Origin of the sequence: Streptomyces sp. NPDC012508, from assembly GCF_042902595.1 — a bacterium.
GTDB lineage: Bacteria > Actinomycetota > Actinomycetes > Streptomycetales > Streptomycetaceae > Streptomyces.
Genome location: NZ_JBIBEO010000001.1, coordinates 185,930 through 212,739, shown reverse-complemented (window position 1 = coordinate 212,739; position 26,810 = coordinate 185,930). Strand labels below are relative to the sequence as shown.

Sequence of the window (26,810 nt, the reverse complement as noted above, 5' to 3'; positions counted from 1 at the left end):
GCACGGATATGAGTCCCGTCCTCGCTGGTGTGCTCCAGCTCCTCGCCCTGGTGGTCGCTCTCGGCCTGGCCTACCGGCCGCTGGGTGACCACATGGCCCGCGTCTACTCCTCCGACAAGCACCTGCGGGTGGAGAAGTGGATCTACAAGGGCATCGGCGCCGACCCGAACACGGCCATGCGCTGGCCCGCCTACCTGCGCGGCGTCCTCGCCTTCTCCGCGGTGGGTGTCGTCTTCCTCTACCTGCTCCAGCGGGTGCAGGGGTCGCTCCCCGGTTCGCTCGGGTTCGCCTCGATCGACCCGGACCAGGCGTTCAACACGGCCGCCTCGTTCGTGGCGAACACGAACTGGCAGTCGTACTACGGCGAGCAGGCCATGGGCCACGTCGTGCAGACCGGCGGTCTGGCGGTGCAGAATTTCGTCTCGGCGGCCGTGGGCATCGCGGTCGCGGTCGCCCTCGTGCGCGGCTTCGCCAGATCGCGTACGGGTGAGCTGGGCAACTTCTGGGCCGACCTGGTCCGGGGCGTCGTGCGCATCCTGCTGCCGATCTCCGTCGTCGGCGCGCTCGTCCTGGTCGCCTGCGGCGCGATCCAGAACTTCTCCGGCATCCACGAGGTCGGCCAGTTCATGGGCGGCTCGCAGCAGTGGAACGGCGGCGCGGTCGCCTCGCAGGAGGTCATCAAGGAGCTGGGCACGAACGGCGGCGGTTACTTCAACGCCAACTCGGCGCACCCCTTCGAGAACCCCGACGGGCTCTCCAATCTCTTCGAGATCTTCCTGATCCTCGTCATCCCGTTCGCGCTGACCCGCACCTTCGGCCGCATGGTCGGCTCGATCAAGCAGGGTTACGCGATCCTGGCGGCGATGGCCACGATCTGGCTCGGTTTCACCGCGCTGATGATGTGGACCGAGTTCGCCCACAACGGCCCCGCGTTCGACCTCGCGGGCGGTGCGATGGAGGGCAAGGAGACCCGGTTCGGGATCGGGGGCTCGTCGATCTTCGCCGTGGCCACCACGCTGACCTCCACCGGCGCCGTCAATTCCTTCCACTCCTCCTACACCGGCTTCGGCGGCGGTATCACCATGCTGGGCATGCAGCTCGGCGAGATCGCCCCCGGCGGTGTCGGCTCCGGCCTGTACGGCATGCTGATCATGGCGATCATCGCGGTGTTCATCGCCGGTCTGATGGTCGGCCGCACCCCCGAGTACCTGGGCAAGAAGATCGGCACCCGCGAGATCACGTTCGCGGCCTGCTACATCCTCGTCACCCCGGCGCTGGTGCTGTGCTTCACGGCGGCCTCGTTCGCCCTGGACACTCCGGCGAACTCCATGACGAACTCCGGGGCGCACGGCTTCTCCGAGATCCTCTACGCCTTCACCTCCGGCGCCAACAACAACGGCTCCGCGTTCGCCGGCCTGAACGCCGACACCCCGTGGTTCAACTCGACGATCGGCATTGCGATGCTGCTCGGCAGGTTCCTGCCGATGGTGTTCGTCCTGGCGCTCGCGGGCTCGCTCGCCGAGCAGAAGCCCGTCCCGGAGACCGCGGGCACCCTGCGGACCGAGAAGCCGCTGTTCACCGGTCTGCTCGTCGGCACCATCATGATCATCACCGGTCTCACCTACTTCCCGGCCCTTGCGCTGGGACCGCTCGCCGAAGGGCTCGCGGCATGAACATCGACGTGAAGAAGCAAGAGGGCGGCGTGTCCACCACAGCCTCTCCGGCCCAGGCGCCGCACGGCGACCTGTCCGCCGGACACGAGCCGGCCGGGCGTGTCGGCGGGGGTCTGTTCGACCCCAAGCAGTTGGTCACGTCCTTCCCGGACGCGATCAAGAAGCTCGACCCGCGCGTGATGATCAAGTCGCCCGTGATGTTCGTGGTGCTGGTCGGCTCGGTGGTCACCACCGTCCTGGCGATCAAGAACCCGGGGGACTGGTTCGGCTGGGCGATCACCGCCTGGCTGTGGCTGACCACGATCTTCGCCAACCTGGCGGAGGCTGTGGCCGAGGGCCGCGGCAAGGCGCAGGCCGACACCCTGCGCAAGGCCAAGACCGACACCGTCGCCCGCCGCCTCGCCGGCACGAACGAGGAGCGGGTGCCGGGCACCGAGCTGAAGATCGGTGACCTGGTCGTCTGCGAGGCCGGCGACGTCATCCCCGGCGACGGCGACGTCGTCGAGGGTGTCGCGAGCGTCGACGAGTCGGCGGTCACGGGTGAGTCGGCTCCGGTGATCCGTGAGTCCGGCGGTGACCGCTCGGCCGTCACCGGCGGTACGAAGGTGCTGTCCGACCGGATCGTCGTCAAGATCACGACGAAGCCCGGCGAGACCTTCATCGACCGGATGATCAACCTGGTCGAGGGCGCTTCCCGGCAGAAGACCCCGAACGAGATCGCCCTCAACATCCTGCTGGCGTCCCTCACGATCGTCTTCCTGCTCGCCGTCGTCACCCTGAAGCCCTTCGCCGTCTACGCGGGCGCCGACAAGCAGACCTCGATGATCGTCCTGACCGCGCTCCTCGTCTGCCTCATACCGACGACGATCGGCGCGCTGCTGTCCGCGATCGGCATCGCCGGCATGGACCGGCTCGTGCAGCGCAACGTGCTCGCGATGTCGGGTCGTGCCGTCGAGGCCGCCGGTGACGTCTCCACGCTGCTCCTGGACAAGACCGGCACCATCACGCTGGGCAACCGGCAGGCGTCGGAGTTCGTCCCGGTCAAGGGCACCACCGAGGCCGAGCTCGCCGACGCCGCCCAGCTCTCCTCGCTGGCCGACGAGACGCCCGAGGGCCGCTCCGTCGTGGTCCTCGCCAAGGCGAGGTACGGCCTGCGCGAGCGCCACCAGGGGGAGCTGTCCCACGCCGAGTGGATCGCGTTCACCGCCCAGACCCGGATGTCCGGCGTCGACCTCGTCGAGAACGGGGCCGGACGCAAGGTCCGCAAGGGCGCGACCGGTTCGGTCGTGGCATGGGTGAAGGAGCGGGGCGGGAGCGTCTCGGCGGACGCGCAGGCGCTCACCGACCGGATCTCGCAGGCCGGCGGCACGCCGCTGCTGGTGGCCGTGGAGGACGGTAGGGGCGCGCGCGTCCTGGGTGTCATCCACCTGAAGGACGTAGTCAAGGAGGGCATGCGGGAGCGGTTCGACGAGCTCCGCCGCATGGGCATCAAGACGGTCATGATCACGGGCGACAACCCGCTGACCGCGAAGGCCATCGCCGAGGAGGCGGGCGTCGACGACTTCCTCGCCGAGGCCACCCCCGAGGACAAGATGGCGCTCATCAAGCGCGAGCAGGCCGGCGGCAAACTCGTGGCGATGACCGGCGACGGCACCAACGACGCCCCGGCGCTCGCCCAGGCCGATGTCGGCGTGGCCATGAACACCGGTACCTCGGCCGCCAAGGAGGCCGGGAACATGGTGGACCTGGACTCCGACCCGACGAAGCTCATCGAGATCGTCGAGATCGGCAAGCAGCTCCTCATCACCCGCGGCGCGCTCACCACGTTCTCGATCGCCAACGACGTCGCGAAGTACTTCGCGATCATCCCCGCGATGTTCGCGGTGGCCTACCCGTCGCTGGACAGGCTCAACATCATGGGCCTGGCCTCGCCCGAGTCCGCGATCCTCTCCGCTGTCATCTTCAACGCGCTGATCATCGTCGCGCTCGTCCCGCTCGCGCTCAAGGGCGTGCGGTACCGGCCGACCAGCGCCGCCACGATGCTCCGCCGGAACTTGGGCATCTACGGCCTCGGCGGCCTGATCGCGCCGTTCGTCGGCATCAAGATCATCGACCTCCTCATCTCCCTCATCCCCGGGCTGCGTTAATCCGAAGGCGTGCTGATCATGAACAACTCCGTAGGAAACGCAGGGCGGCTGCTCCGGGCCGGACTCCGTGCCCTGCTCGTCCTGACCCTGGTGACGGGCGTGCTCTACCCGCTGGCCGTCACAGGCATCGCCCAGGTGGCGTTCCACCACAAGGCCAACGGGTCCGAGATCAAGAGCGAGGGCAAGGTCGTCGGCTCCGAACTCATCGGCCAGACCTACAACCTGCCCCTCGAGGACGGGGAGGAGACGGCCGCGCCGGACCTGAAGTGGTTCCAGCCGCGTCCCTCCAACGGCCTGGGCACCAACAGCGTCAACACCCAGTACTCGATCATCCTCTCCGGCGCCACGAACCGCTCGGGCGACAACGAGGACCTGATCCAGTGGGTGCAGGACGCCAAGGCTGCCGTGGTCGAGGACAACTCCACCGCCGACCACAAGGTGAGGCCCGAGGACGTGCCCGCCGAGGCCGTCACCTCCTCCGGCTCCGGCCTCGACCCGCACATCTCCCCGGAGTACGCAAAACTCCAGGTCCACCGGGTCGCGGAGAAGAACGGCCTCACCGTCGCCCAGGTCGACAAGCTGGTCACCGACCACACCGACGGCCGGATCCTCGGCTTCATCGGCGAGCCGCGCGTCAACGTCCTTAAGCTCAACATCGCCCTCAAACAGCTGGTGAACAAGGGCTGATGGAGCGGGAGCAGGACGTCACCGGCCGGCGCCCCGGAGAGCGCCGGCCGGTGACGCGCCACGGGAACGGTCAGCCGTGGTCGAGGATCGCCGTGACGACCTCGCGCAACGCCGCCTCGGGATCGGACGCCGCCCCGTCGGAGCGCCATGCGACGAACCCGTCCGGGCGGACGAGCACCGCGCCGTCCGTCGTGACACCGTGGACCTCCGCCCAGTCCAGGCTCTCGGGGGACAGCTCCGCCTCGGGCCCGTCGCCGATCCGGTACGAGACGAGGGGCAGCGACAGCTTCTCCGCCACGCGAGCCGCAGCCGTGTGCCACGCCCCGTTGCTTCCGGAACTCAGGAGCACCAGGGTCCGCTCGTACAGGTCGAGGGTGGAGACCCGCTCACCGGCGCGATGCAGCCACATGTGCGGAGCCCTGCTCCCGGGCTCGCCCGTCAGCCGCAGGGAGTCGGGCACGACCGGCACCGTCAGGTCGGCACCCCGCACCGCCCCCCGCGGATAGCGGTAGCCCAGCGCCACGTTGAGGATCCCGCCCTTCCTTCCGCCCGGGCCGCCGGCTCCCGGCTCGGGGGCGTACCCGGGGTGGCTGTGCTCGACCGAGCGCGACGAGGCGCGGGAGCTCGTCGCCTCCGCCACCGGCCGGCGCTCCTCGTCGTACGACGCGAGCAGACCGGGACCGGCCCAGCCGGCCAGTACGGCGGCCAGCTTCCACGCGATGTTGTGCGCGTCCTGGATGCCGGTGTTGGAGCCGAACGCCCCGGTGGGCGGCATCTCGTGGGCGGCGTCACCGACGAGGAACACCCGCCCGTCCGCGTACCGTTGGGCGACCCTCTGCGCAGCGTGCCACGGGGCTCGGCCCTTGATCTCCACATCGAGGTCCGGCACACCCACGGCCCGCCGGATGTGCTCCGCGCACCGCTGGTCGGTGAACTCCTCCAGCGTCTCCCCGAGTTCGGGGTGCCAGGGCGCGTGGAACACCCAGTGCTCCTGGTTGTCGACGGGCAGCAGGGCCCCGTCGGCCTCAGGATTCGTCAAGTAGCACACCACGAAGCGCCGGTCACCCACGACGTCGGCGAGGCCGCGCGAGACGAACATGACGCTCACGTTGTGGAACAGATCGCCCGGGCCGCTCTGCCCGATGCCGAGCTGCTCGCGCACCGGGCTGCGCGGGCCGTCAGCCGCGACGAGGTAGTCCGCCCGGACGGTGACATGCTCACCCGTCTCGCGGCTCTTGACCTGAGCGGTCACTCCCTCGGCGTCCTGCTCGAACGACATCAGCTCCGACGAGAACCGCAGGTCTCCGCCGAGCTGCCGGGCGGTCTCCAGGAGCACCGGTTCGAGATCGTTCTGGCTGCACAGGCACCAGCCGGCGGGACTGAAGCGGGCGAGCCCGCCGCCCGGATCGATCTCCTTGAACAGCCATTCGCCGGCATCGCCGACCAGGCTCGGCGTCTGCAGGATGCCGTTGTTCCGCCCCAGGACGGACGCGGCCTCCTGGATGCGCTGCTGCACACCTGCGCCCCGGAAGAGCTCCATCGTGCGCACGTTGTTGCCGCGTCCCCGCGGGTGGATCGAGGTGGCCGCGTGGCGCTCGACGAGGATGTGCGGCACGCCGAGACGCCCCAGGAAAAGCGACGTGGACAAGCCCACCAGAGAGCCGCCGACGATGAGGACGGGCGTGCGGTGAACGACCTCGCCGGCGTCTTCGGATCGGTTCATTGAATGCCTCCAGCGTCACCTGCGACGCGAGTCAGGGGTGGGATGCAGATGCATGCCCTCCGAAGACCGGTGCGCGCGCTCGGAGCACCCGATTGACGCGGGGTTCACTCGTCCGCCCCGTGGGGCTCGCGTCGATCGGAGTGCCCACCGACGATCGGCACATGACGACCCCGGCGCCTTCATCGGGCACGGCGGTCCCTCCCGACCCTCCGTGAAGAGAGAAGAGGTGCGCCGGATGAGCAACTCGGGACGCATATCTCAGTCGGCTTTCGACGGCTCCAGGCTGCGGGTGATTCTGCTCCTCGACCTGTACGAAGGCGCCCAGCAGCAGTTCCTGGACGCGTACGAGCTCATGCGCAAGCAGGTCGCCTCCGTCCCCGGACACATCAGCGACCAGCTCTGCCAGTCCATCGAGAACCCCTCGCAGTGGCTCATCACCAGCGAGTGGGAGAGCGCTCCGCCCTTCCTCGCCTGGGTGAACAGCGAGGAGCATGTCGAGACCGTCAGGCCGATGCACAGCTGCGTCCGGGACACCCGGTCGATGCGCTACAGCATCGTCCGCGAGACCGGCCCCCGACAGCCGCTCACGCACGAGCCGGCGTCCGCGCGCGACCAGGTCGCGGCCCGGGTCGGCGACGGTGTGGCACGCCACGCCCTCACCTTCACCGTCAAGCCGGGATCCGAGTCGAAGGTCGCGGAACTCCTGGCCGGGTACCAGTCGCCCAAGGCCCAGGTTGACGAGAACACCCGTCTGCGCCGCACCTCCCTCTTCATGCACGGCAACCGCGTCGTGCGCGCCGTGGAAGTGGAGGGCGACCTCCTCGCGGCCCTGCGCCACGTCGCCCGGCAGCCCGAGGTCCGCGCGGTCGAGGAGGCCATCAACCCGTACCTGGAGCAGGACCGGGACCTGACCGACCCCGAGTCGGCGCGGGTCTTCTTCACCCGGGCGGCCCTCCCGGCCGTGCACCACGTGGTGTCCGGGCGGCCGGCCCCCGACGGCCTGCGGCGCCACGCGCTGTACTACCCGGCGAAGGAAGGCCGCGGGATGGACCTGGCCCGCCTGCTGGCGCAGCAGGACGAGGCCGCGGCGGACGACCCGAAGAGCCCCGTGTGGGGCAGCACCGTCTTCCAGCGCGACGACATCGTGGTGCGCCTCATCGACATCACCGGCGACCTCGACGTCGACCCCATCGCCTCCCTCGGCCTCAAGGGCCCCCGCAAGGCGGCCGTCCTCGAACGTCTCCTCGACGGCGCCGCCATCGGCGTCGAGGGCTCCCTGGACACCGACCGCAACATCAACCGGCTCCTGTCGCACGCCGACATGCTGCCCGTCACCGACCGCAGCTCGGCGGACTCCTGACGTACGGCCGTGGCCCCGGCCACGGCCGTCCCCCGCACGTCACTGCCACACTCGGAGGTATCAACCATGCTCAAGCAGCGTCCACGCATCGTGACCCTGAGCGAGACGGAACCCAACCGCAGGCGCGGAGGTGACCTGCGGGCCATGCTCACGCCGGCCACCGTCGGCTCCACCAGCGGCTTCATGGGCCTGGCCATCGTGCAGCCCGGCGAGCGCATCGGGGAGCACTACCACCCGTACTCCGAGGAGTTCGTGTACGTCGTCTCGGGCGCTCTGGAAGTGGACCTGGACGGCGAGACGTACGGGCTCACGACCGACCAGGGGCTCCTGATCCCGATCGACATGCGGCACCGCTTCCGCAACGTCGGCGACGTGGAGGCCCGCATGGTCTTCCACCTGGGCCCGCTCGCCCCGCGCCCCAGCCTCGGCCACGTCGACACGGAGGTCACCGAGGAAGGCGAGCTCGCCGCGGCGGGGCCGCACCTGACCGTGCACGACCCGGCCCAGGTGTCCGAGCGAAGCGGGGCCATCGAGTGACCCGGCGAGTGGCCGTCACCGGTATCGGTGTGGTCGCTCCGGGCGGCACCGGAGCGAAGGCGTTCTGGGACCTCCTCGCCAACGGCCGTACGGCGACCCGCGGCATCACCCTGTTCGATCCGACCGGCCTGCGCTCCCGCATAGCCGCCGAGTGCGACTTCGACCCGATGGCGCACGGCCTGGACCCGGAGCTGAGCCAGCACGCCGACCGGTACATCCAGTTCGCCGTCGTCGCCGCCGAGGAGGCCGTACGCGACTCCGGCCTCGACACCGGTACGGAAGACCCCTGGCGCGTCGCCGTCTCCCTGGGCAGCGCCGTCGGCGGCACCACCCGGCTCGAACACGACTACGTCCTCGTCAGCGAGGGCGGCCGGCGGTGGGACGTGGACCACCGCGCGGCCGATCCGAAGCTGCACCTGGCGTTCTCGCCGAGCACGCTCGCCTCCGTCGTCGCCGAACAGTTCGGCGCCCGCGGCCCGGTGCAGACCGTCTCCACGGGCTGCACCTCCGGCCTCGACGCCGTCGGCTACGCCTTCCACACCATCGAGGAGGGCCGGGCGGACGTCTGCATCGCCGGGGCGTCCGACTCGCCGATATCACCGATCACCATGGCCTGCTTCGACGCCATCAAGGCGACGTCACCCGACAACGACGACCCCGAGCACGCCTCCCGTCCCTTCGACGACCACCGCAACGGGTTCGTGATGGGCGAGGGAGCGGCGGTCCTCGTCCTGGAGGAGTACGAGCACGCCAGGGCCCGCGGTGCGCACGTGTACTGCGAGATCAGCGGCTATGCCACCTACGGCAACGCCTACCACATGACCGGTCTGACCAGCGAAGGGCTCGAAATGGCCCGGGCGATCGACAACACGCTCGACCAGGCCCGGCTCGACCCCACGCTGATCGACTACGTCAACGCGCACGGCTCGGGCACCCGGCAGAACGACCGGCACGAGACCGCCGCCGTGAAGCGTTCCCTGGGCGCGCACGCCTACGACACGCCCATGAGCTCCATCAAGTCCATGGTGGGGCACTCGCTCGGTGCGATCGGCGCGATCGAGGTCGTCGCCTGCGTCCTCGCGCTGCAGCACCAGGTGGTCCCTCCGACGGCGAACTACGAGACCCCCGACCCCGAGTGCGACCTGGACTACGTGCCGCGCACCGCACGCCCGCGGAAGCTGAGGAACGTCCTCTCCGTCGGCAGCGGATTCGGCGGCTTCCAGTCCGCGGTCCTGCTGAACGGGCCGGGTGGGAGGTCACGATGAGCACTGAGCGCCCACGGCGGGCGGTCGTCACCGGGATCGGTGTGATCGCCCCCAACGGACAGCGCGCGGACGCGTACTGGAAGTCCGTCCGGGAAGGCCTAGGCGTCCTGGACCGGATCACCCGCGAGGGATGCGAACAGCTGCCGCTGAAGGTGGCGGGCGAGGTACGGGGCTTCGACGCCTCGTCCCTGATCGAGGAGCGCTTCCTCGTCCAGACCGACCGCTTCAGCCACTACGCCATGGCGGCGGCCTCCCTGGCCCTCGACGACGCCGGCCTCGCCCGGGACGACCCGGAGGAGCCCTTCTCCATCGGCGTCGTCACCGCGGCCGGGTCCGGAGGCGGCGAGTTCGGCCAGCGGGAGCTGCAGAAGCTCTGGGGCCAGGGATCCAAGTTCGTCGGCCCGTACCAGTCCATCGCCTGGTTCTACGCGGCGAGCACCGGCCAGATCTCCATCCGGAGCGGCTTCAAGGGCCCCTGCGGAGTGGTCGCGAGCGACGAGGCCGGCGGCCTTGACGCCCTCGCCCACGCCGCCCGGGCCGTACGGCGCGGCACGGGCGCGGTGATCGTCGGCGCCGCCGAGGCGCCCCTCGCCCCGTACTCGATGGTGTGCCAGCTCGGCTACCCGGAGCTCAGCACCGTCGAGGAGCCGGACCGTGCCTACCGGCCCTTCACCGCCGGAGCCTGCGGCTTCGTCCCGGCCGAGGGCGGCGCCATGCTCGTCGTGGAGGACGAGGACCGCGCCCGTGACCGGGGGGCGGCCGTCCGGGCCGTGGTGGCCGGCCATGCCGCCACCTTCACCGGCGCCTCCCGCTGGGAGGAGTCTCGCGAGGGGCTCGCACGCGCGATCCGGGGCGCCCTCGACGAGGCCGGCTGCGCCCCCGAGGAGATCGACGTCGTGTTCGCCGACGCCCTCGGCGTACCGGAGGCGGACCGCGCCGAAGCGCTGGCCATCGCCGACGCCCTGGGAGCGCACGCCGCCCGCGTACCCGTCACGGCGCCCAAGACCGGGATCGGCCGTGCCTACTGCGGGGCGCCCGTCCTCGACACCGCGGCCGCCGTGCTCGCCATGGAACACGGCCTGGTGCCTCCCACCCCCAACGTGTTCGACATCTGCCACGACCTCGATCTGGTGATGTCCCGCGCTCGCCCCGCCGAGCTGCGCACGGCCCTCGTCCTCAGCAGGGGACTCATGGGATCCAACGCGGCGCTGGTCGTGCGCCGCGGCGGCGACTCCGCCCGGTAGGACCGGGCGGGAAGGAGAACGCACATGATCACCACCGCACTGACCTTCGACGAGCTCGCCACGCTGATGAAGCAGGCCGCCGGAGTCACGGTCGACCCCAAGGAACTCGCGAAGGCGCCGGACGCGCCCTTCAACACCATCGGCCTCGACTCGCTCGGCCTGCTCGGCATCGTCGGCGAGCTGGAGAACCGGTACAGCGTGGCGCTGCCCACCGACGCGGAGCGCTGCAAGACGCCCGCCGAGTTCGTCGACCTGGTCAACACCACCCTCAAGACGGGAGTCTGACGTGTCCGGACACACCGACAACAGCATCACCATCGACGCTCCGCTCGACCTCGTCTGGGACATCACCAACGACATCGAGAACTGGCCCAACCTCTTCAGCGAGTACGCCTCCGTCGAGGTGCTCTCCCGGGAGGGCGACTCCACCACCTTCCGCCTGACCATGCACCCGGACGAGAACGGGAAGGTCTGGAGCTGGGTGTCGGAGCGCACCGTCGACCGCCCGAAGCGGACCGTCCGTGCCCGCCGCGTCGAGACCGGCCCCTTCGCCCACATGGACATCCGGTGGGAGTACGAGGAGACGCCGGCCGGTGTCCACATGCGCTGGGTGCAGGACTTCGCGATGAAGCCCGAGGCTCCGGTCGACGACGACTGGATGACGGACAACATCAACCGCAACTCGCGCACCCAGATGTCACTCATCCGGGACCGCATCGAGCAGGTCGCCCGCGACCGCCGGAGCGCCTCGGTCCTGCCCCGCTGACCCCGCGGACCCGGACCCGCGCACCGCGCAGACGGACCCGCACACCCACCCGCATGAGGAACCACATGAGGAAGGATGCCCGATGCACCACGCCCTGATCGTCGCCCGCATGGCGCCCGGTTCGGCGCCGGCGATCGCCGACGTGTTCGCCGCCTCCGACCGCGGCGAACTCCCGCACCTGGTCGGCGTCACCCGCCGTCGCCTCTTCCAGTTCGGCGACGTGTACCTGCACCTCATCGAGGCTGAGCAGGACCCGGCGCCGGCCATCGCGAAGCTCGCGGGGCACCCCGAGTTCCGGGACGCCAGCGAGAAACTGTCGGCATACGTCAGCGCGTACGACCCGGCGACGTGGCGCAGCCCCAAGGACGCCATGGCGCAGTGCTTCTATCGCTGGGAGGCGGACGCCCGTTCCTGAACTCCCGAGCGCAGGCACGACAGAGAAACCCGAGGCCGCCCGCCCCGCGAACGACGCGGAGCGGGCGGCCTCGGGTTTCTCTGTCTTCCTGTCAGGCGGGGACGGTGCACTCGAAGGCGTGGAGATACGCGTTGACCGGGCGGATCTCGTCGATGACCAGCCCCGCGTCCGTCAGCCGGTCGACCATGCTCTGCCGGGTGTGCTTCGCACCACCGACGTTGAGGAGCAGCAGCAGGTCCATGGCGGTGGTGAACCGCATCGAGGGAGTGTCGTCCACGAGGTTCTCGATCACGACGACGCGCGCGCCGGGCCGCGCCGCCTTCCGGACGTTGGCCAGCGCCCTGCGGGTGCTGTCGTCGTCCCACTCCAGGATGTTCTTGATGATGTACACGTCCGCCTGGACCGGGATGTCCTCGCGGCAGTCCCCGGCCACGACGCGGACCCGGGAGCCCAGCGCGCTCGCGTCCCGCAGACGGCGATCGGCGTTCTCCACCACACCCGGCAGATCGAGCAGCGTGCCGTGCAGGGTGGGGTGCCGTTCCAGCAGACTCGCCAGGACGTGTCCCTGACCGCCGCCGATGTCCGCGACCGAGGCGGCCCCTTCCAGGTCGAGCAGGTCGGCCACGTCCTGCGCGGACTGCCGGCTCGACGTCGTCATGGCCCGGTTGAAGACGTACGCGGACTCGGGCGCCTCTTCGTTGAGATAGCTGAAGAACTCCCTGTCGTACACCTCCTCGAAGACGTTACGGCCGGAGCGGACCGCCTCGTCGAGCTTGGGCCAGACGTCCCACGTCCACGGCTCGGTGCACCACAGCGCGATGTACCGCAGGCTGTGCGGATCGTCCTCGCGCAGCAGCCGGGACATCTCCGTGTGGGCGAAGGTGCCGTCGGGGTGCTCCATGAAGACGCCCTGGCAGGACAGTGCGCGCAGGAGCCGGCGCAGGGTCCGCGGCTGGGTCTTGACCGCCGCCGCCAGGTCCTCGACGGTCATGGGCGTGTCGTCCATGGCGTCCGCCACACCGAGACGGGCGGCCGCGCGTACGGCGGCGGCGCACGCCGCCCCGAATACGAGCTCCCTCAGCCGCATGGGCGGCGGGGGAGCCGGATCAACAGTCGTCATCTGTCGCCTTGTCTGTGCTGTGGTGCCGTGGGTGGGGGAGCGGAGCCGACCGTCAGCACATGCCCGCGGGCTCCGAGACCTCACAGGTGTTGCCGCTGAAGGTGTTGCCCTTGCCGGTGTCCCGGTTGGCCAGGTCGGCCGAGCCGTTGCGGAGTACGACGTTGTCGCGGATCTCGTTGCGTTCGTTGAGGGCGCCGACGAAGCTCTTGAACAGCACGATGCCGCCGGACAGCGGCGAGGCGCCCACGTTGTCCTCGATCCTGTTCTCCGCCACCAGCGTCTCCTCGGCGCCGGTGAGGACGATTCCCGAGCCCTGCAGGAAGGGCAGCCGGGGGGTCTTGGGACAGTGCTTGTTGTTGGAGTGGATGTAGTTCCGGCGCAGGCTCATGGCCCCGGCGCGCGGGGTGGACTCGTCGCCCACCACGAACACCGCGGCGCAGTTCCCGGTCGCCTCGTTGCGGTCGACGGTCAGGTTCCGCAGGCGCCGCACCGTGACGCCGATCCGGTTGCCCGACACACGGTTGCGGGTGATCACCGTCCCCTGGGCGTCGACGGCTCCCGCCTCCGTGTCGGTGGTGTTGGACACGAAGAGACCGGCGTCGGCGTTGTCCCGGGCGATGTTGTGGCTCAGGACGCTGCGTACGGAACGCTCCTGCGCGATGCCCCAGTTGCCGTTCTTCTCGGCCGTCACCCGGTGGATCTTCAGACGGTCGGTCCGCGACGCCCACAGGCCGTTCTTGGCGAAGCCCCGGACGGTCAGGGAGCGTACGGTGACGCCCTCGACGGGGTTGCCGTCGGTGCCCGTCACACAGATGCCGTGGCCGGCCTTGGCGCACGCGTCGGTGGCGGCCGCGTCGGGCACGAGGACGGTGGGGAAGACGGTCGAGCCCCGCAGGGTCACGTTCGACGTGGTGATGCGGACGCTCTCACGGTAGGTGCCGGGGGCGAGGACGACGGTGTCCCCCGGCTTCGCGGCGTCCACTGCTTGCTGGATCGATTCGCCGGGCTTGACCCGGTGCACGGTACGGTTCTCGGCCGCCGGGGCGGCGGCTCCCAGCCCCGAGGCCACAAGAGCCACGGTGCATGCCAGGTAGGCGATCTGTCGTTTGGTCATATGCCGAAGCTATGAGGGGGTGTTCCGGCCCGCCACCGCTGATCACCCGGCTGGGCAGCGCTTCCCCCGAACGTCGGCCGGGTCGGGTTGTCCGACCTCGCCGCCCGGGGGCCGGCTAGCCCGTTCGCCCGCTCGACGCTGTCGTTCTCGCCGCGCCGGGTCCGCCGCCGTGACCTGCGGTGACGGGGCGACAGATGACGATCAAGCCGCCGACCGGGGGACACCCGCGCAGGCCGCTCGCGTTGCGGTGCTCGGGGGCTGGCGCTTGCCTCGTGCACGGAGCACAGCACAGGTGCCGCGCAGACTCGCCGGCCGAGAACTGCTCCGCCGAAGGAGAAAACATGCGTCTCGCACGTACCGGCCCCGCGCTCGCGCTGATCATCGGCGCCCTCGCCCTGTCCGCCCCCGTGGCCTCAGCCGCCGAGGGGGAGTCCGCCGTCGGTGAAGCGGCGGCGAACGTCCGTATCACCCCGGGGAAGGTGTCCCCGGGCACCACCGTCACCGTCAGCACCTCGGCCTGTGGCCAGGAGACCTACGGCAAGGGCGAGTCGGCGCTCGCCGGGCAGTTCCACCTCTTCCCGGGCGAACGGAAGGGTGTCCTGGTGGGTGAGTTCAAGGTGCCGGACGGCGCCGCCTCCGGCACGGACACCGTGACCCTCAAGTGCCCGCCGCGGACGAAGGTGACCGCCACCTACCAGATCGCCGGCCGTCCGAACGGTCCCGTCGACGCCGGCTTCGGAGGCTCGGCCGACAAGGAGACGGAGTCCGGCCTCGGCTGGCTGCTGCTGGGCGGTGCCGTCGCGGGCGGGGCGGTCGTCCTGCGCCGGCGCGCCACGGCCGGCAGGACGTCGGCCTGACCGTACGCCGGGCGACCCGATCGTGGGGCCCCGGCCGACCGTGTGTCCGCACCGTTCCCTCCGTCCCCCGGCACCGCGAGGAGGCCCGGGGACGGAGGTGTTCCGGCGCCGAACGAAGGCACCACCACCATGAGGAAAGACTCCAGGAGGACGACCACCGGCCCGCCGCCGCGCGCCACCTCGCCGTTCAGGATGGTCGCCTGGGCGGCGCTCGCCGGAACTCTGCTGCTCGCCGACGCGATGCGCGACGACCACCCCCCGCGCCCGACGACGCAGACCCGGCAGTCCGCCGAGCGGACCGCCGAGCACGGCGCCCCCGACCGCCCCGCCCCCGACCCGCTGCCCGCCTCGGATCCCGTACGGATCCGGATCCCGGCCATCAGGGTCGACGCCTTCCTGATGCGCCTGGAACTGGACGCGAAGGGGGCGCTGCAGCCTCCACCCGCGACGGCCCCCGCCTTCGCCGGCTGGTACGCCGACGGGACCACGCCCGGCGCGCTCGGGACGGCGGTCGTGGCAGGACACGTGGACACCCCCGCGGGCCCCGCCGTCTTCCATCAGCTCGGAGCTCTGAAGCAGGGTGCCGAGATCAGGGTCGACCGCAGGGACGGCCGTACCGCCCTCTTCACGGTCGACGCGGTCGAGGAGCACGAGAAGGGCCGGTTCCCCGACGACAAGGTCTACGGCGACTCCGGCCGCCCGGAACTGCGGTTGATCACCTGCGGAGGCACCTGGTCCAAGGGCACCGGCTACCAGGCCAACACCGTCGTCTACGCCACGCTGAGCGCGGGGCGTGCGGGTTGAGGGGGTGACACCCCGCCCAGGCGGCGCGGTGTCCGTTCCGGCGGTCGGCGGAGCCCGCCAGGGCGACGGCCGTCTGCTCGCCGTCGTCTCCGACCTCAAGCAGGACGCGTCCCGACTCCTGGTCCTGGACGCCTCCCCCTAGCGCCCGCGGCAGTCGGCCGGTCCGTCCGTCCACGCAGAGCCGGCCACGCTTCGCGCGCCGCAGATCGAGGCAGAACCGTGTGGTCGCACCGGACTGCTCAGTGCGGTGCGGTGAGCGCCGCGTGCGCGGTGGTGAGGATCTCCTCCGAGAGTGGAGAGCCGGCGGTGGCGCGGGACAGGACGAGGGCGCCGACCATCGTGCACAGGCGGGTGATGCCGTCCTCGTCGTCGGTGGCGAGCCAGTCGGCGAAGTCGGCCACGCCCTCGCTGTAGACGTGGTGCGCCTCGCGGTCTCCGGGTTCCCGCGCCATGTCGGTGGCGAGGGCGGCGGCCGGGCAGCCTTCCGCCGCGTTGTCGCGGTGCGCCGGGGAGAGGTAGACGTCGATCAGTGCCCGCTGGGCGGCATCCCGCTGCCCGGCGTGCTGCTCAAGCCCGGCGGTGCGGCGGCGTGTGAGCTCCTCGAAGGCGTGCGCGGTGGCTTCGTCGACGAGCGCCTCCTTGGAGGCGAACTGCTTGTAGAAGCCGCCGTGGGTCAATCCGGCCGCCTTCATCAGGTCGGCCACGCTGACCTGTGTTCCCTGCTCACGGAACATCCGGGAGGCGGTCTCCACGACCCGCTTGCGGTTCTCCTCGGCTTGCGCCTGCGACACGCGGCCCATCAGCCACCTCCCTATTGGATGTCGATTGACATCTACCCTACACCCGATTTAGATTGTGGCCGTCATCTAAGATGGGTCGGCCGCCGCCCGACCCACAACGCCAGGAGTGCAGACATGGAACTCAAGGACTCTGTCGCCGTGGTCACGGGAGCCAACCGGGGGCTGGGCCGGCATCTGGCCGAGCAGCTCCTCCAGCGGGGCGCGAAGGTGTACGCGGCAGCTCGCCGTCCCGAGACGGTCGACCTGCCGGGTGCTGTTCCGCTTCAGCTGGACGTGACGGACGCGGAGTCGATCCGGTCCGCCGCCGGCATCGCATCCGACGCGACGCTGCTCGTGAACAACGCGGGCATCTCCACCTCGACACCGCTGATCGCGGGCGACCTGGACGCGGTGAGCCGGGAGATGGAGACGAACTTCTTCGGCCCGCTCGCCGTGACACGGGCCTTCGCCCCGGTCCTCGAGCGCAACGGGGGCGGCTCCGTGCTCAACGTCCTGTCCGTACTGTCCTGGCTCCATCCGGCCGGCCTCGGGTCCTACGCGGCGGCGAAGGCCGCGGCATGGGCGATGACCGGCGCGGCCCGGGAGGAACTGGCGCCGCGTGGCATCACCGTCTCCGCGCTCCACGTCGCCTACATGGACACCGACATGGCGGCGGCTGTCCCCGCCGAGCAGAAGACCGACCCCGCCGAGGTCGCCGCCCAGGCGCTGCTCGGCATCGAGGCAGGGCTGACCGAGATCCTCGCCGACGACACCACCCGGTACGTCAAGCAGAGCCTGGCCGCCACGCCGAACGCGGCATGAGATCCCCCGGCCGCGGGAGCCGCTGTCCAAGCGCCTGGGACTGTGTTTCCATGCCGCAGTGACGAGCGAACGCGTGTCCGGTGCCGGCGCACCCCCGAGGGTCCGACCGCGGACCGACCCCGACCTCGGCGACTGTGTGCGGATGCTGGCCGCGGTCCATGAGCGGGACGGCTACCCGGTGAACTGGCCCGACCAGCCCGGGACATGGCTCACGCCGCCCTCACTCGTCGGATCCTGGGTGGCGGAACGGGACGGCCGCGTCGTCGGCCACGTCGGCCTGTCCCGCAGCGGCGCCGGAGACGCCGCACCCGGTCTGTGGAGTGCACGGGCAGGTGTGAGCGTCGACGCGACCGCCGTGGTCAACCGGCTGTTCGTCGATCCGTCCGCCCGTGGGCAGAGGATCGGTGCGCTGCTGATGGAGCGGGCGGTCGCGGACGCACGGGACCGGGGCGCGCATGCCGTGCTCGACGTGGTGGCTTCCGACACGGCGGCGGCAGCTCTGTACGAGCGCCTCGACTGGCAGCTGCTCGCCACGGTCGACCAGCAGTGGAGCCCCGGTCAGAAGGTGGCCGTCCGCTGCTATGCGGCGCCACCTGACGGCAGTAGAGCACTCCGGCAGTAACTCCCTGGTCATGGCCCCACGTCGCGGACCGCGACCAGGACGGTCGCGACAGACGCTAGGGCTCCCAGTCCCAAGAGCCGAAGTACGCCGTCGTGCCCGTGCGCCGTGCGTTCATCACGACGGTCAGCCGGGCGAAATCCTGGGACGGCATGAGCGGCTGCCACTCCGGCAGGGGCAGTGCGCGGACCTCGTCGTGTTCGTCCGGAGCGAGCCGGATGCCGGTCAGCTGCCGGGCGGAGAGCCGGCCGCCGTCGAAGACGAACCCGGCGGTGGCATAGGGCCATTCGGTCCCCGGCAGCCCGAACACCGCCGCCAGGAGCCGTGGAGGTCCTGGAACGATCAGCCCGGTCTCCTCCTCGCACTCCCGTACGGCGGTCTCCCACGGGCGCTCTCCGCGCTCGGTCGCCCCGCCGGGCCACTGCCAGGGGTGAGCCGCCGTGTAGACGGCTCGCAGGTGCACGGGGTGGTCGTGCTCGTCGGTGAAGAACACCGAACCGAAGACGGTCGCCTTCGGCAGGGTCTCGGCGTACTCCTCGGGCGGAAGCCAGGTGCCGCTGGTCGGCATGGTGGTGGTCTCCTTCGGGAGAGGGCGGCGCGACGGGGGCGTCAGGGGCGGTGGGCGCGGATGAGCGTGCAGGACAGCGGGCTGTCTCCGTCGGGCGCGGTGAGGACGTCGATCCGGTCGACGAGGAGTCCGTGCTCGACGAGGAGGTCTTCCCAGAGCGTGGGGGTGAGCACCCACATGCCGACGCGTACCGGCTCGGCCCCGGCCAGGCTCAGGAGTTCCTGCCGGGCGGCGACGGTCGAGGAGGGACCGTCGCCTTCCGAGTTCGTGTGCAGACCGGAGAACACGAACCTGCCGCCCCGCCGGAGCGCGCGGGAGAGGACGGGCAGCAGCCGGTGCGGGTCGATGTACGGGATGCCGTGGATGGAGTAGACGACGTCGTACGGCACGGCCCGGCCGAGGTGGTCGACGGCGTCCTCGCGGATCAGACGGAGGCCCGGCGGCTCCCCGGCGTACCGTGCGACGGCCCGCGCGTGCTGTGTGGGCGAGGCCTCGACCGCGTCGATCTGGAAGCCACGGCGCGCCAGGTGGGCGGGGAACCTGCCGAGGCCGCTGCCGATGTCGAGGACGCGCAGGCCGGTGAGGTCGCCGAGGACCTCCTCGCCCGGGCCCGCGTGCGGCCAGTAGCCCCACGCGAGACGGCCGACCTCCGGTACGTCGGTGCCACGTGCCCGGTGGTGCGCGCCGTACGCGGTCCAGGCTTCGGCGGTCTGCTTCTCGATGTCCAGCACAGGGTGCTCCAGCGGGTGGGGAGGGTCAGGGGCGGAGGGCGTAGAGGCGGAGCACGTCGAGGTCGGCGGTGCTCACGAGCGACCAGCCGGAGGTGAGCGTCTCGGCCTCGGCGGCGGTGATCCCGAGGCCGCGCTCCGTGAGAGGGTCGCTCTCCTTGCGGCGGCCGGCGATCTCGGTGACGACCCAGAAGGTGCCGCCGGGCGCCAGGAGCCGGCGAACCACATCGAGGAAGGCGGGCTTGTCGTCCATCCACCGGTAGACCAGACGGCACGTGATGACCGCGTACGCGGGGTCCGGCAGGCCGTCGAGGTCGTCGGCGGTGATGTCCAGGCACCGCCAGGCCGGGCCCGCACCCTGACCCTCGTCGCGGGAGGCGGCAAGGGCCACGGCGCTCGGGGCGCAGTCGACGCCGGTGGTGCGGTAGCCGAGCTCGTGGTGGAGGTGCCGGGCCAGTGTGCCGTCGCCGCTTCCGACGTCCAGGGCCGGACGCCCGCGACCGGGGCCGAGATGCGCGGCCAGCAACGTGAACTCGTTCTCATCGGGCTGCCGGTAGCGCCGGCCGGCCGCCCACAGCGGCTCCCAATGGTCGGTGGTCGTCGTCATGGTGTCCTCCCGGGTGGTAGGCGCGGCTGCGAACTCACCGGAGCTGCTGCCCGGTCGTGCGCTGCTGGAGATTCCACAGGGAGCGGAACAGCCCGGGCTCCCTCGTGAGCTGTTCGTACGTCCCTTCCTGGACGATGCGTCCCTGGTCGAGGACCACGATCCTGTCCGCGACGGCGACGTTGGCGAGGCGGTGCGTGATCAGCAGGACGGCCCGGTCCTTGGCCAGTTCCCGCAGCCCGGTGAAGATGCGATGCTCGGCCCGGGCGTCGAGCGCCGCCGTCGGCTCGTCCATCACCAGCAGGGACGCCTGCCGGTGGAACGCCCGGGTGAGGACGACCCGTTGCCACTGGCCCCCCGACAGCTGCTGGCCGCCGAACCACTCCGCCGTCAGCAGGGTGTCGAGACCGGACCGCAGACCGGGCAGCATGTCGGCCGCCCCCGACGCCTCGCACGCGGCGAGCACGGCCGCGTCGCTCACGTCGCCCTGACCGAAGGTGATGTTGTCCCGCAAGGTCAGAGGCAGATACGTGTACTTCTGCGGGACCAGGCCGACATGCCGCCACGCGTCCCAGGGGTCCAGCTCGGCCGTCGTCGCGTGGTCCCACGCCACCGCGCCCGACGTGGGCAGCAGCAGACCGCAGAGCAGCCGCGACAGGGTGGACTTGCCCGACCCGTTCTCCCCGACCAGCGCCACGATCTCGCCGCGCCGCACCTGCAGGGACACCCCGGCCAGGCTGTCCTTCGAAGCCCCGTCGTACCGATAGCTGATGTCGCGGACCTCGAACCGCTCCGGCGGCGCCGAGAGCGTGCGGGTGCCGCGGGAGGACGCCATGGCCTGCCCGTGGGCGTTGTCGAGGAACTTCTGCCAGTCCTGCACGTACCAACCCGTACGCACCAGGCGCGCCCCGCCGTTGATGATGCCGCGCACGGATCCGGTCGCCGTCTGAAGGGCGAACACCGCGCTGCCGCCCGCCGCGAGATCCATACGGCCCGTGGCGAGGAGCCACAGGAGCGCCGCCCACACCGTGGCCGACGCCACCCCGCCGACGGCGGCGCCGGCCAGCCCCATCCACGCGCCCGTGTCCGCCGCCGCACGCTCCGACGTGTTCACGGAGGCGGCGAGCCGGCGGTACCGGGCGGTGAGGAACGGCCCGGCCAAACAGGCGCGCATCTCCTCGCTGGACTCCGTGTACGCCATGTGCCAGCGCAGCTTGTACAGCATGCGGCGGCGCCCCGACGTCTCCAGACCGGCCATGTACAGCACGCGCGCCGCCCGTACGTACGCGGCGGCCTGTGGCAGACACGCCAGGAGGAGCAGCGGCAGCAGCGCCGGGTGCAGGACGGCGAGAACCGTGGCCCCGGCGGCCAGGGTGGCGGTGGCGGCCAGCACGTTCTGGGCCTCGTCGACGAGGTCCGGGGTGACCTGGGCGCCGCGGTCGGCGATGTCGTAGAAGTCGTTGTAGCCGGGCTTGTTGTTCGCCGCGAGCTCGGCGCCGAGCGCGGCCTCGACCATCGTGAGCTCCGCCGCCCGGGCCAGGACGGGGCGCAGCCGGCCGGTCAGCCAGGTCACGGTGACCCCGAGGAGCGCCCGCAGGCCGGCCGCCGCGGCGATGACCGCCAGCTGCGGTGCCGCCTCCCGGAGCCGGTCGGCGATGTCTCCCGAGGAGATGAGCGCGGTGATGGTGCCCGTGACGGCGAGCAGTCCCAGGGCGGCGAGTACGCCGGTGCCGACCTGGCACGCGAGCAGCCCGGCCGTCGCGGCCCGGTCCACCCGCCAGGCCATCGCGAGCGATCTCAGGACCAGGGCGGGCAGCCTCCGCGCCATGGTGCCGGTCGTCATCTGCGCACCGGCCTTGAGCCGGGACTCGTCCCGGTACCGGAACTCCTCGTCCGCTGCGTCCGCGGGCGGCTCTTCTTGCGTACTGACCGAGGTCAACGGGGGTCCCCCTTGGCGGTCGCGGCTGGGTCACCCGGCTCAACGACCCCGCCCGAATTTCGAACGCCTGTTTTTCGGACGGACCGCGAACCCCGGAATCGCCCGCGCGTCGGACGTTGCCGGATGCACCGACCCCGGCCCCGCAACGGGCGCGCCCGTACGCACTGTTGGCCGAAACGCCGACACCCGTCCCGGCGCGTTCGAGCAGACCTCAGCCCCTCAGCCCGTCAGCTCGTGGTGTCAGCCCCGTGATGTCAGCCCCGTGACGTCAGTCCCGCAGCCCCGTGACCTCGGCGACGTGCCGCAGGCTCGGATCGACGAGGATGCCGTGCAGCTGCTGGAAGACCTGCCGGGCGGCCACCGCGTTCCAGTCGGCCGGCAGCAGCTCGGTCGGCAGGCCCGGGTCCAGGTACGGCAGACGCCGCCACTGGGTGAGCAGCGGAACGTAGTGGCGGAAGGCCTCCGCGGGCTCCGGCTCCGCCTCGGCCGCCGCCCACCGCGCGGCCACCGGCGCGTAGGTGTCGGTGAACGCCGCGTACTGCGTCTGGATCGCAGGGAAGTCCCACCACGAGCTCACCGTGCCCGGCAGATCGCTGAAGGCCGCGTACTCGGCCGCGAACAGGTGGACGTAGTCGCTGAGACCGAGCCGTACGAGCATGCTCCGCGCGTCCTCCAGGAGCCGGCCCGGCGCCAGCCACACGCCCGGGGCGATGTTGCCGAAGCCGAGCCAGGTCAGCCGGGTGCGCAGCTGGTAGCGGTGCGAGCGTTCCGACTCGGGTACGGAGAACACCGCCATCGCCCAGCCGTCCGCCAGGTCGGCCGGCTCCAGGCTGGCGAAGATCCGCCGGTCGCCCTCGTCGAAGACGGGAAGAACGGCCGGGCTCAGCCGGTAGCCGGTGGCGCCCCGGCGCTCCGGTTCGAGGACCCCGCGCTTCTTCAGCCGGGAGATCGCCGAGCGCACCGCCGGGGCGTCGACGTCCAGTTCCCCCATCAGCGTGATCAGGTCGGCGATGGAGATCCAGCCGCCGAGGCGGCGCAGGAACGCACCGTAGACCGTGTTGATCAACGAGCTGGGCCTGAGGGGGCTGTCCGACATGATCGCCTTCCGTTGTACGCGGTCGCGATCATATCGATGCCCCCTCCGGGCCCACGGGGGTCAGGCGTACGCCCCCGACAGCAGGTGCCCGGCGCCGGGGGCCTCGGCCCGGAGGCCCAGGGCGCGCAGCATCTGATGGGCGGTGCACACGGCGGCCGACACGACCGGCTTGCCGAGGAGCTGTTCGGCCTCCTCGATGACGCCGAGCGAGGGCATCTGCACACAGGCGGAGAGGACGACCGCGTCGGCATCGGCGTGGTCGAGCGCGCGGGCGAGACCGGGCAGCCTGGCCGGGTCGTGGGCGGCCACGTCCAGGTTGTTCGGGATCTCCAGGGCCTGGTGGTCGAGGACGTCGATGCCCTCCCGGGTGAGGTAGTCCACCACCGTCCGCGTGAGGGGTCGCATGTACGGGGCGAGCAGGGCGATCTTCTTGGCGCCGATGGTGTTCAGCCCGTGGACCAGGGCGCCCGCGCTGGTGACGACGGGCGCGGGGGCGCCGTTCTCGACCGTACGCAGGTGCAGCCGCTCCTCGGAGACCCGGTGGTAGCCCGGTCCCATGCTCATGATGGCGACGAGACAGGCGTAGCCGAGTACGTCGACCCGCGCGTCGGACAGTTCCACGGCGCAGCGGTCGGAGTCGGCGTCCATGGCCTTGAGCTGTTCCGGGGTCACATGGGTCATACGCATCCGGCTCGAATGGAAGGTGAAGCGCTCGTCCGGCGCGACGGCCGCGCGGGCGCGCAGGATCGCGGGGACCTCGGTCTCCATGGTGACGTTCGAGCTCGGCACGATCTGGCCGATGCGGTAGGTACGGGGCGGCACGGGTGACTCCTCGGTTCTCGTACGTAGGTGTCCGACGGGGATCAACGGGCGTCGACCACGGGGTTGGTGAGGGTGCCGATCAGCTCGACCGCGGCCTCCACCGTGTCACCGGGCGCGAGGAACTCCGGCGGGACCATGCCGGCTCCGACCCCGGACGGCGAACCCGTCGCGATCACGTCGCCGGGCTCCAGCGTCACGCCGGAGCTGATGTCGGCGATCAGCCGGGCGATCGGGAAGAGCATGTGCCGCGTGTTGGACTTCTGCTTGGTGACGCCGTTGACGCGCAGCGAGAGGTCCAGGTCCATCGGGTCCGGGATCGCGTCGGCGGTGACGACCACGGGGCCGAAGGGCGCGTACGAGTCCTGCCCCTTGGAGAAGAACCACTGACCGGAGCGGCGCTGGTCGCGAGCGCTGATGTCGTTGACGATGCTGAAGCCGAAGATGTGGTCGTACGCCTCCTCCTCGCTCACCCGGAACGCGGTCCGGCCGATGACGACGGCGAGTTCGCACTCCCAGTCCAGCTGGGTGGTGAGATCGGCGTTGTGCAGGATGGGCGCGCCCGGGCCGGTGACGGCGGTGGCGGGCTTGCTGAACAGCACGGGACGGGGTGGGAGTTCCTTGTCGGTGTCGAGGCTTCGGCTGGACTCCTCGACGTGCTCGACGTAGTTGAGCCCGACCCCGATGATCTTGCCGGGGCGGAAGGGCGCGCTCAGCCGGACGTCCTCGGTCCGGTGGACGGCGTGGGCCGGGTAGGCGCCGTCGAGCAGCCGGCGCGCGGCGTCGAGGCCGGCCGGGCCGGCCTGGACCAGGCCGAGCAGGTCGTGCGGGAGCCGCACGCGCGCGTGGTCGGCGAGGGCGGTCAGGTCGAGGACATGACCATCGGTCTCGACACCGAGCCGGGGATCGGCGGCGGTGGTGGTCGTGAAGGTCAGCAGACGCATGGGAGGGGCTCCTTCTGGGTCAGACGGCGGGGTCGGCGGAGACGGGCTGGTGGCCGCCGTTGTCGGGGTACGCCTCTTCGCGGTGGAAGCCGAGCGAGCGCATGACGGGGAAGTCGTTGAACGAGAAGAGGCAGGCGTCCTCGGACGGGTCGAGATTGTGGTGCTCGTGCCAGGCCCAGGACGGGACGCAGAAGATGTCCCCTTCCCGCCACTCGAAGCGCCGTCCGGCGATCACCGACGCGCCCCGGCCCTTGGCGACGGTGTAGATCACCGAGCCGGTGTGCCGGTGGGCCGCGGTGGCCTGGCCGGGGCGCAGAAGCTGCATGTGGGCGCCCATGGTCGGCATCACCGAGCTGCCGGTCACCGGGTTGGTGTACTCGGCGATGACTCCGTCGTACGGGGAGCCCTCGGTCGCCTCGGCGAGGCCGCGCAGGGCCTCGTACGTCGGCTCCCACGGGTAGGCGAGCAGCGGCGAGTACGGGCGCGTCCACTTCTCCACGCCGTACGGGAGCAGAGTGCCGGAGTAGGTGAGGACGGAGGCGTCGACCACCTTCCCGGGTGTCTGGTGGAGGTCGGGGTGCACCTCGTAGAACCCGGCGTCCAGGGCGTTGACCAGGGGGATGTCCAGACCGTCCTGCCAGATCACCGGAGCGTCGGTCCCGTCGTTGCCGTGTTCGTGCCAGGTGCCGTTCGGGGTGATGGCGAAGTCGCGCGGGCCGACCTTGAGCTTCTCGCCGTCGACGATCGTCCACGCGCCGGTGCCCTCGTGGACGAAGCGCAGGGCGGCGGCCTGGTGGCGGTGGGCGGTCATCGCCTCACCCGGGCCCATGATCTGGAGACCCGTGTAGAGCAGACCGGCGGCCGCGCTGACGTCCTTGCGGCCGGGGTTGACCAGCATCACGACGCGGCGCCCCGCGTCGTCGGCCCTGACGAGACCGAGGGCCTTGTGGACCAGGGGCCGCAGCTCCTGGTAACGCCACAGCACGGGAACGGACCTGGGCTGCGGGTACCAGGGCTCGATGTCGTTGGCGACGGTCCACAGCGCGCCGGCGTCCAGCGCCTCGAGCTCGCCGTAGTACGCGGTGAGTTCCGGCGTGTCGGAGACCCGGGCGCGGCCGAGCATCGTGTCGTCCTGCTCGATGGTCATACGTCCTCCTCAGGAGCGGTGGTGGTCACGGGGCCCGTCGGCGGCACGGTGAACGTCACCGGCGGACGTGGGGTGTTGTCGACTTCGAGGCGGAAGATGTCGAAGCGGTTGTAGTGGCCGGTGATGTCGTGCATCTGCTTGGGCTGGATGCAGCGGCCGAGGTCGATCTCGCCGTAGACGATGCCCTCGTCGTCGACGAGCGGTTCGGTGACGGGGCGGCCGTCGGGGCCGAAGATGCCGGACAGCGCGCTGCGCGGCCGCTGGAACAGGGCGCGCAGCTCCTCGTCGTCCCCGGCGAGCACGTCGACGATCTCCGGGGAGACGGTGGAGCAGGCGACGACGGAGAAGACCTTCCCCTCGAAGCTGTGGGCCGCCGTACGGACGGCGATCGCATCGGCCATGTCGTAGTCGGCCGGGGCGACGGGCAGCGCGATGTAGCAGGAGGCGTGGACGAGTTCGCCCTGCGCGAGGAGGGTGAACCGGGCCAGTGTGTTGGTGTTCTCGCCGCAGGCGAGGGCACCGAGCGGGCCGACGGGCGTCCGGTGGACGCGCAGCGAACTGCCGTCGCCGCCGGTCCAGGTGAGCTTCTCGGCCCAGGTCGGCACCAACTTGCGGTGCACCCCGAGGAGTTCTCCGTCGGTACCGATGGTGAGCAGGGTGTTGTAGAGGACACCGAGGCTGTGCGCGGCACGCTCGTTGACGCCGATGACCAGGACCACGCCGTACTGGCGGGCCGCCGCACGCAGGGTGTCGACGTACGGGCCGGGGATGTCCACGGAGGCACGCTGGAGGCGCTCGAACCAGGGCGAGCCCTGGACCGGGTTCATCGTCCAGTTCCAGTACGGGTATCCCGGGACGAACACCTCGGGAAACACGACCAGTCGGGCACCGTTGCCGGCAGCCTCGGCGATCAGGGCGACAGCCTTGTCGACGGTGGCGGCGGGATCGAGGTAGACGGGCGCTGCCTGGACGGCGGCGGCCGTGAACCGGGGCAGATCGCCAAGAGGCGGTTGAGGCAAGGGAGTTCTCCCCT

At 71.0% G+C, this 26,810-nt stretch carries 27 protein-coding genes; 14 read left to right on the top strand and 13 right to left on the bottom strand.

The genetic code is table 11. From position 1 onward, the window contains the following. The first annotated feature begins 8 nt into the window (after positions 1-8). From kdpA to ACFY8U_RS00785, 3 genes are read left to right on the top strand one after another with little or no spacing between them, the layout of a single operon-like run. Complete coding sequence (kdpA, locus tag ACFY8U_RS00795; protein WP_389563864.1) at positions 9-1,673, top strand: potassium-transporting ATPase subunit KdpA; 1,665 nt, start codon at positions 9-11, stop codon at positions 1,671-1,673. Continuing rightward, positions 1,670-3,820 (top strand): potassium-transporting ATPase subunit KdpB, encoded by a 2,151-nt coding sequence (gene kdpB / locus ACFY8U_RS00790; protein ID WP_389563862.1) that lies wholly within the window; start codon positions 1,670-1,672, stop codon positions 3,818-3,820. The genes kdpA and kdpB overlap by 4 nt, the downstream gene beginning before the upstream one ends. 18 nt (positions 3,821-3,838) lie before the next feature. Then, positions 3,839-4,507, top strand: coding sequence for a potassium-transporting ATPase subunit C (locus tag ACFY8U_RS00785; RefSeq protein WP_389563859.1), 669 nt, complete (start codon positions 3,839-3,841; stop codon positions 4,505-4,507). A gap of 70 nt (positions 4,508-4,577) precedes the next feature. Here the strand turns inward: ACFY8U_RS00785 and ACFY8U_RS00780 are convergent, their stop codons facing one another. Beyond that, a complete protein-coding gene (locus tag ACFY8U_RS00780; protein ID WP_389563856.1) occupies positions 4,578-6,230 on the bottom strand; it encodes an FAD-dependent oxidoreductase in 1,653 nt (550 codons plus the stop codon). Between the two features lie 235 nt (positions 6,231-6,465). Between ACFY8U_RS00780 and ACFY8U_RS00775 the strand changes: the two genes are divergently transcribed. The 7 genes from ACFY8U_RS00775 to ACFY8U_RS00745 all read left to right on the top strand — a co-directional run bounded on the left by ACFY8U_RS00775 (position 6,466) and on the right by ACFY8U_RS00745 (position 11,817). Next, positions 6,466-7,590, top strand: a complete 1,125-nt coding sequence (locus ACFY8U_RS00775; RefSeq protein ID WP_389563853.1) for a SchA/CurD-like domain-containing protein — start codon at positions 6,466-6,468, stop codon at positions 7,588-7,590. 66 nt (positions 7,591-7,656) lie between these two features. Continuing rightward, positions 7,657-8,127, top strand: coding sequence for a cupin domain-containing protein (locus ACFY8U_RS00770; RefSeq protein ID WP_361608810.1), 471 nt, complete (start codon positions 7,657-7,659; stop codon positions 8,125-8,127). Continuing rightward, positions 8,124-9,392: a beta-ketoacyl-[acyl-carrier-protein] synthase family protein gene (locus tag ACFY8U_RS00765; protein ID WP_389563850.1), complete on the top strand. Its 1,269-nt coding sequence runs from the start codon at positions 8,124-8,126 to the stop codon at positions 9,390-9,392. Before ACFY8U_RS00770 ends, ACFY8U_RS00765 begins: the two co-directional genes overlap by 4 nt. Next, positions 9,389-10,636 (top strand): ketosynthase chain-length factor, encoded by a 1,248-nt coding sequence (locus ACFY8U_RS00760; RefSeq protein ID WP_389563848.1) that lies wholly within the window; start codon positions 9,389-9,391, stop codon positions 10,634-10,636. Before ACFY8U_RS00765 ends, ACFY8U_RS00760 begins: the two co-directional genes overlap by 4 nt. A gap of 24 nt (positions 10,637-10,660) precedes the next feature. Next, the gene (locus ACFY8U_RS00755) at positions 10,661-10,921 is read left to right on the top strand and encodes an acyl carrier protein (protein WP_361608814.1); all 261 of its coding nucleotides are present in this window, start codon (positions 10,661-10,663) and stop codon (positions 10,919-10,921) included. 1 nt (position 10,922) lies between these two features. Continuing rightward, entirely contained in the window at positions 10,923-11,402 is a 480-nt protein-coding gene (locus ACFY8U_RS00750) for an SRPBCC family protein (RefSeq protein WP_389563845.1), read from the top strand. Positions 11,403-11,484: 82 nt separating this feature from the next. After that, positions 11,485-11,817 (top strand): TcmI family type II polyketide cyclase, encoded by a 333-nt coding sequence (locus ACFY8U_RS00745; RefSeq protein WP_389563843.1) that lies wholly within the window; start codon positions 11,485-11,487, stop codon positions 11,815-11,817. 91 nt (positions 11,818-11,908) lie between these two features. Here the strand turns inward: ACFY8U_RS00745 and ACFY8U_RS00740 are convergent, their stop codons facing one another. Both ACFY8U_RS00740 and ACFY8U_RS00735 read right to left on the bottom strand, forming a co-directional pair. Further along, the gene (locus tag ACFY8U_RS00740; protein WP_389563840.1) at positions 11,909-12,937 is read right to left on the bottom strand and encodes a methyltransferase; all 1,029 of its coding nucleotides are present in this window, start codon (positions 12,935-12,937) and stop codon (positions 11,909-11,911) included. 52 nt (positions 12,938-12,989) lie between these two features. After that, complete coding sequence (locus ACFY8U_RS00735) at positions 12,990-14,051, bottom strand: nitrous oxide reductase family maturation protein NosD (RefSeq protein ID WP_389563838.1); 1,062 nt, start codon at positions 14,049-14,051, stop codon at positions 12,990-12,992. 341 nt (positions 14,052-14,392) lie between these two features. On the opposite strand from ACFY8U_RS00735, the gene ACFY8U_RS00730 reads away from it, so the two are divergent. Continuing rightward, a complete protein-coding gene (locus tag ACFY8U_RS00730; protein ID WP_389563835.1) occupies positions 14,393-14,908 on the top strand; it encodes a sortase in 516 nt (171 codons plus the stop codon). A 129-nt stretch (positions 14,909-15,037) separates the two neighbouring features. Then, positions 15,038-15,712 carry a class F sortase gene (locus ACFY8U_RS00725; protein ID WP_389563832.1) on the top strand — a complete coding sequence of 225 codons (675 nt, stop codon included), beginning with the start codon at positions 15,038-15,040 and terminating at the stop codon, positions 15,710-15,712. A 239-nt stretch (positions 15,713-15,951) separates the two neighbouring features. Here ACFY8U_RS00725 and ACFY8U_RS00720 read toward each other — a convergent pair whose 3' ends face one another. Beyond that, entirely contained in the window at positions 15,952-16,512 is a 561-nt protein-coding gene (locus ACFY8U_RS00720; protein WP_389563829.1) for a TetR/AcrR family transcriptional regulator, read from the bottom strand. Between the two features lie 114 nt (positions 16,513-16,626). Between ACFY8U_RS00720 and ACFY8U_RS00715 the strand changes: the two genes are divergently transcribed. Beyond that, positions 16,627-17,313: an SDR family oxidoreductase gene (locus ACFY8U_RS00715; protein ID WP_389563827.1), complete on the top strand. Its 687-nt coding sequence runs from the start codon at positions 16,627-16,629 to the stop codon at positions 17,311-17,313. 142 nt (positions 17,314-17,455) lie between these two features. After that, complete coding sequence (locus ACFY8U_RS00710; RefSeq protein ID WP_389566071.1) at positions 17,456-17,935, top strand: GNAT family N-acetyltransferase; 480 nt, start codon at positions 17,456-17,458, stop codon at positions 17,933-17,935. Between the two features lie 55 nt (positions 17,936-17,990). Here ACFY8U_RS00710 and ACFY8U_RS00705 read toward each other — a convergent pair whose 3' ends face one another. The 9 genes from ACFY8U_RS00705 to ACFY8U_RS00665 form a co-directional block, all read right to left on the bottom strand. Further along, complete coding sequence (locus tag ACFY8U_RS00705; protein ID WP_389563825.1) at positions 17,991-18,500, bottom strand: NUDIX domain-containing protein; 510 nt, start codon at positions 18,498-18,500, stop codon at positions 17,991-17,993. 41 nt (positions 18,501-18,541) lie between these two features. Continuing rightward, positions 18,542-19,231 carry a class I SAM-dependent methyltransferase gene (locus tag ACFY8U_RS00700; RefSeq protein WP_389563822.1) on the bottom strand — a complete coding sequence of 230 codons (690 nt, stop codon included), beginning with the start codon at positions 19,229-19,231 and terminating at the stop codon, positions 18,542-18,544. 25 nt (positions 19,232-19,256) lie between these two features. After that, positions 19,257-19,835, bottom strand: a complete 579-nt coding sequence (locus ACFY8U_RS00695) for a class I SAM-dependent methyltransferase (protein ID WP_389563820.1) — start codon at positions 19,833-19,835, stop codon at positions 19,257-19,259. Positions 19,836-19,869: 34 nt separating this feature from the next. Then, on the bottom strand, positions 19,870-21,771 hold the full coding sequence (locus ACFY8U_RS00690; RefSeq protein WP_389563817.1) for an ATP-binding cassette domain-containing protein: 1,902 nt from the start codon (positions 21,769-21,771) through the stop codon (positions 19,870-19,872). 268 nt (positions 21,772-22,039) lie between these two features. After that, on the bottom strand, positions 22,040-22,867 hold the full coding sequence (locus tag ACFY8U_RS00685) for a PaaX family transcriptional regulator C-terminal domain-containing protein (RefSeq protein WP_389563815.1): 828 nt from the start codon (positions 22,865-22,867) through the stop codon (positions 22,040-22,042). 60 nt (positions 22,868-22,927) lie between these two features. Beyond that, on the bottom strand, positions 22,928-23,635 hold the full coding sequence (locus ACFY8U_RS00680; protein WP_389566069.1) for an Asp/Glu racemase: 708 nt from the start codon (positions 23,633-23,635) through the stop codon (positions 22,928-22,930). A 95-nt stretch (positions 23,636-23,730) separates the two neighbouring features. Beyond that, positions 23,731-24,630, bottom strand: a complete 900-nt coding sequence (locus ACFY8U_RS00675) for a fumarylacetoacetate hydrolase family protein (RefSeq protein ID WP_389563812.1) — start codon at positions 24,628-24,630, stop codon at positions 23,731-23,733. 19 nt (positions 24,631-24,649) lie between these two features. Beyond that, a complete protein-coding gene (locus ACFY8U_RS00670) occupies positions 24,650-25,777 on the bottom strand; it encodes a cupin domain-containing protein (RefSeq protein WP_389563809.1) in 1,128 nt (375 codons plus the stop codon). Beyond that, positions 25,774-26,796, bottom strand: a complete 1,023-nt coding sequence (locus tag ACFY8U_RS00665; protein ID WP_389563807.1) for a carbon-nitrogen hydrolase family protein — start codon at positions 26,794-26,796, stop codon at positions 25,774-25,776. Before ACFY8U_RS00665 ends, ACFY8U_RS00670 begins: the two co-directional genes overlap by 4 nt. Between the last annotated feature and the right edge of the window lie 14 nt (positions 26,797-26,810).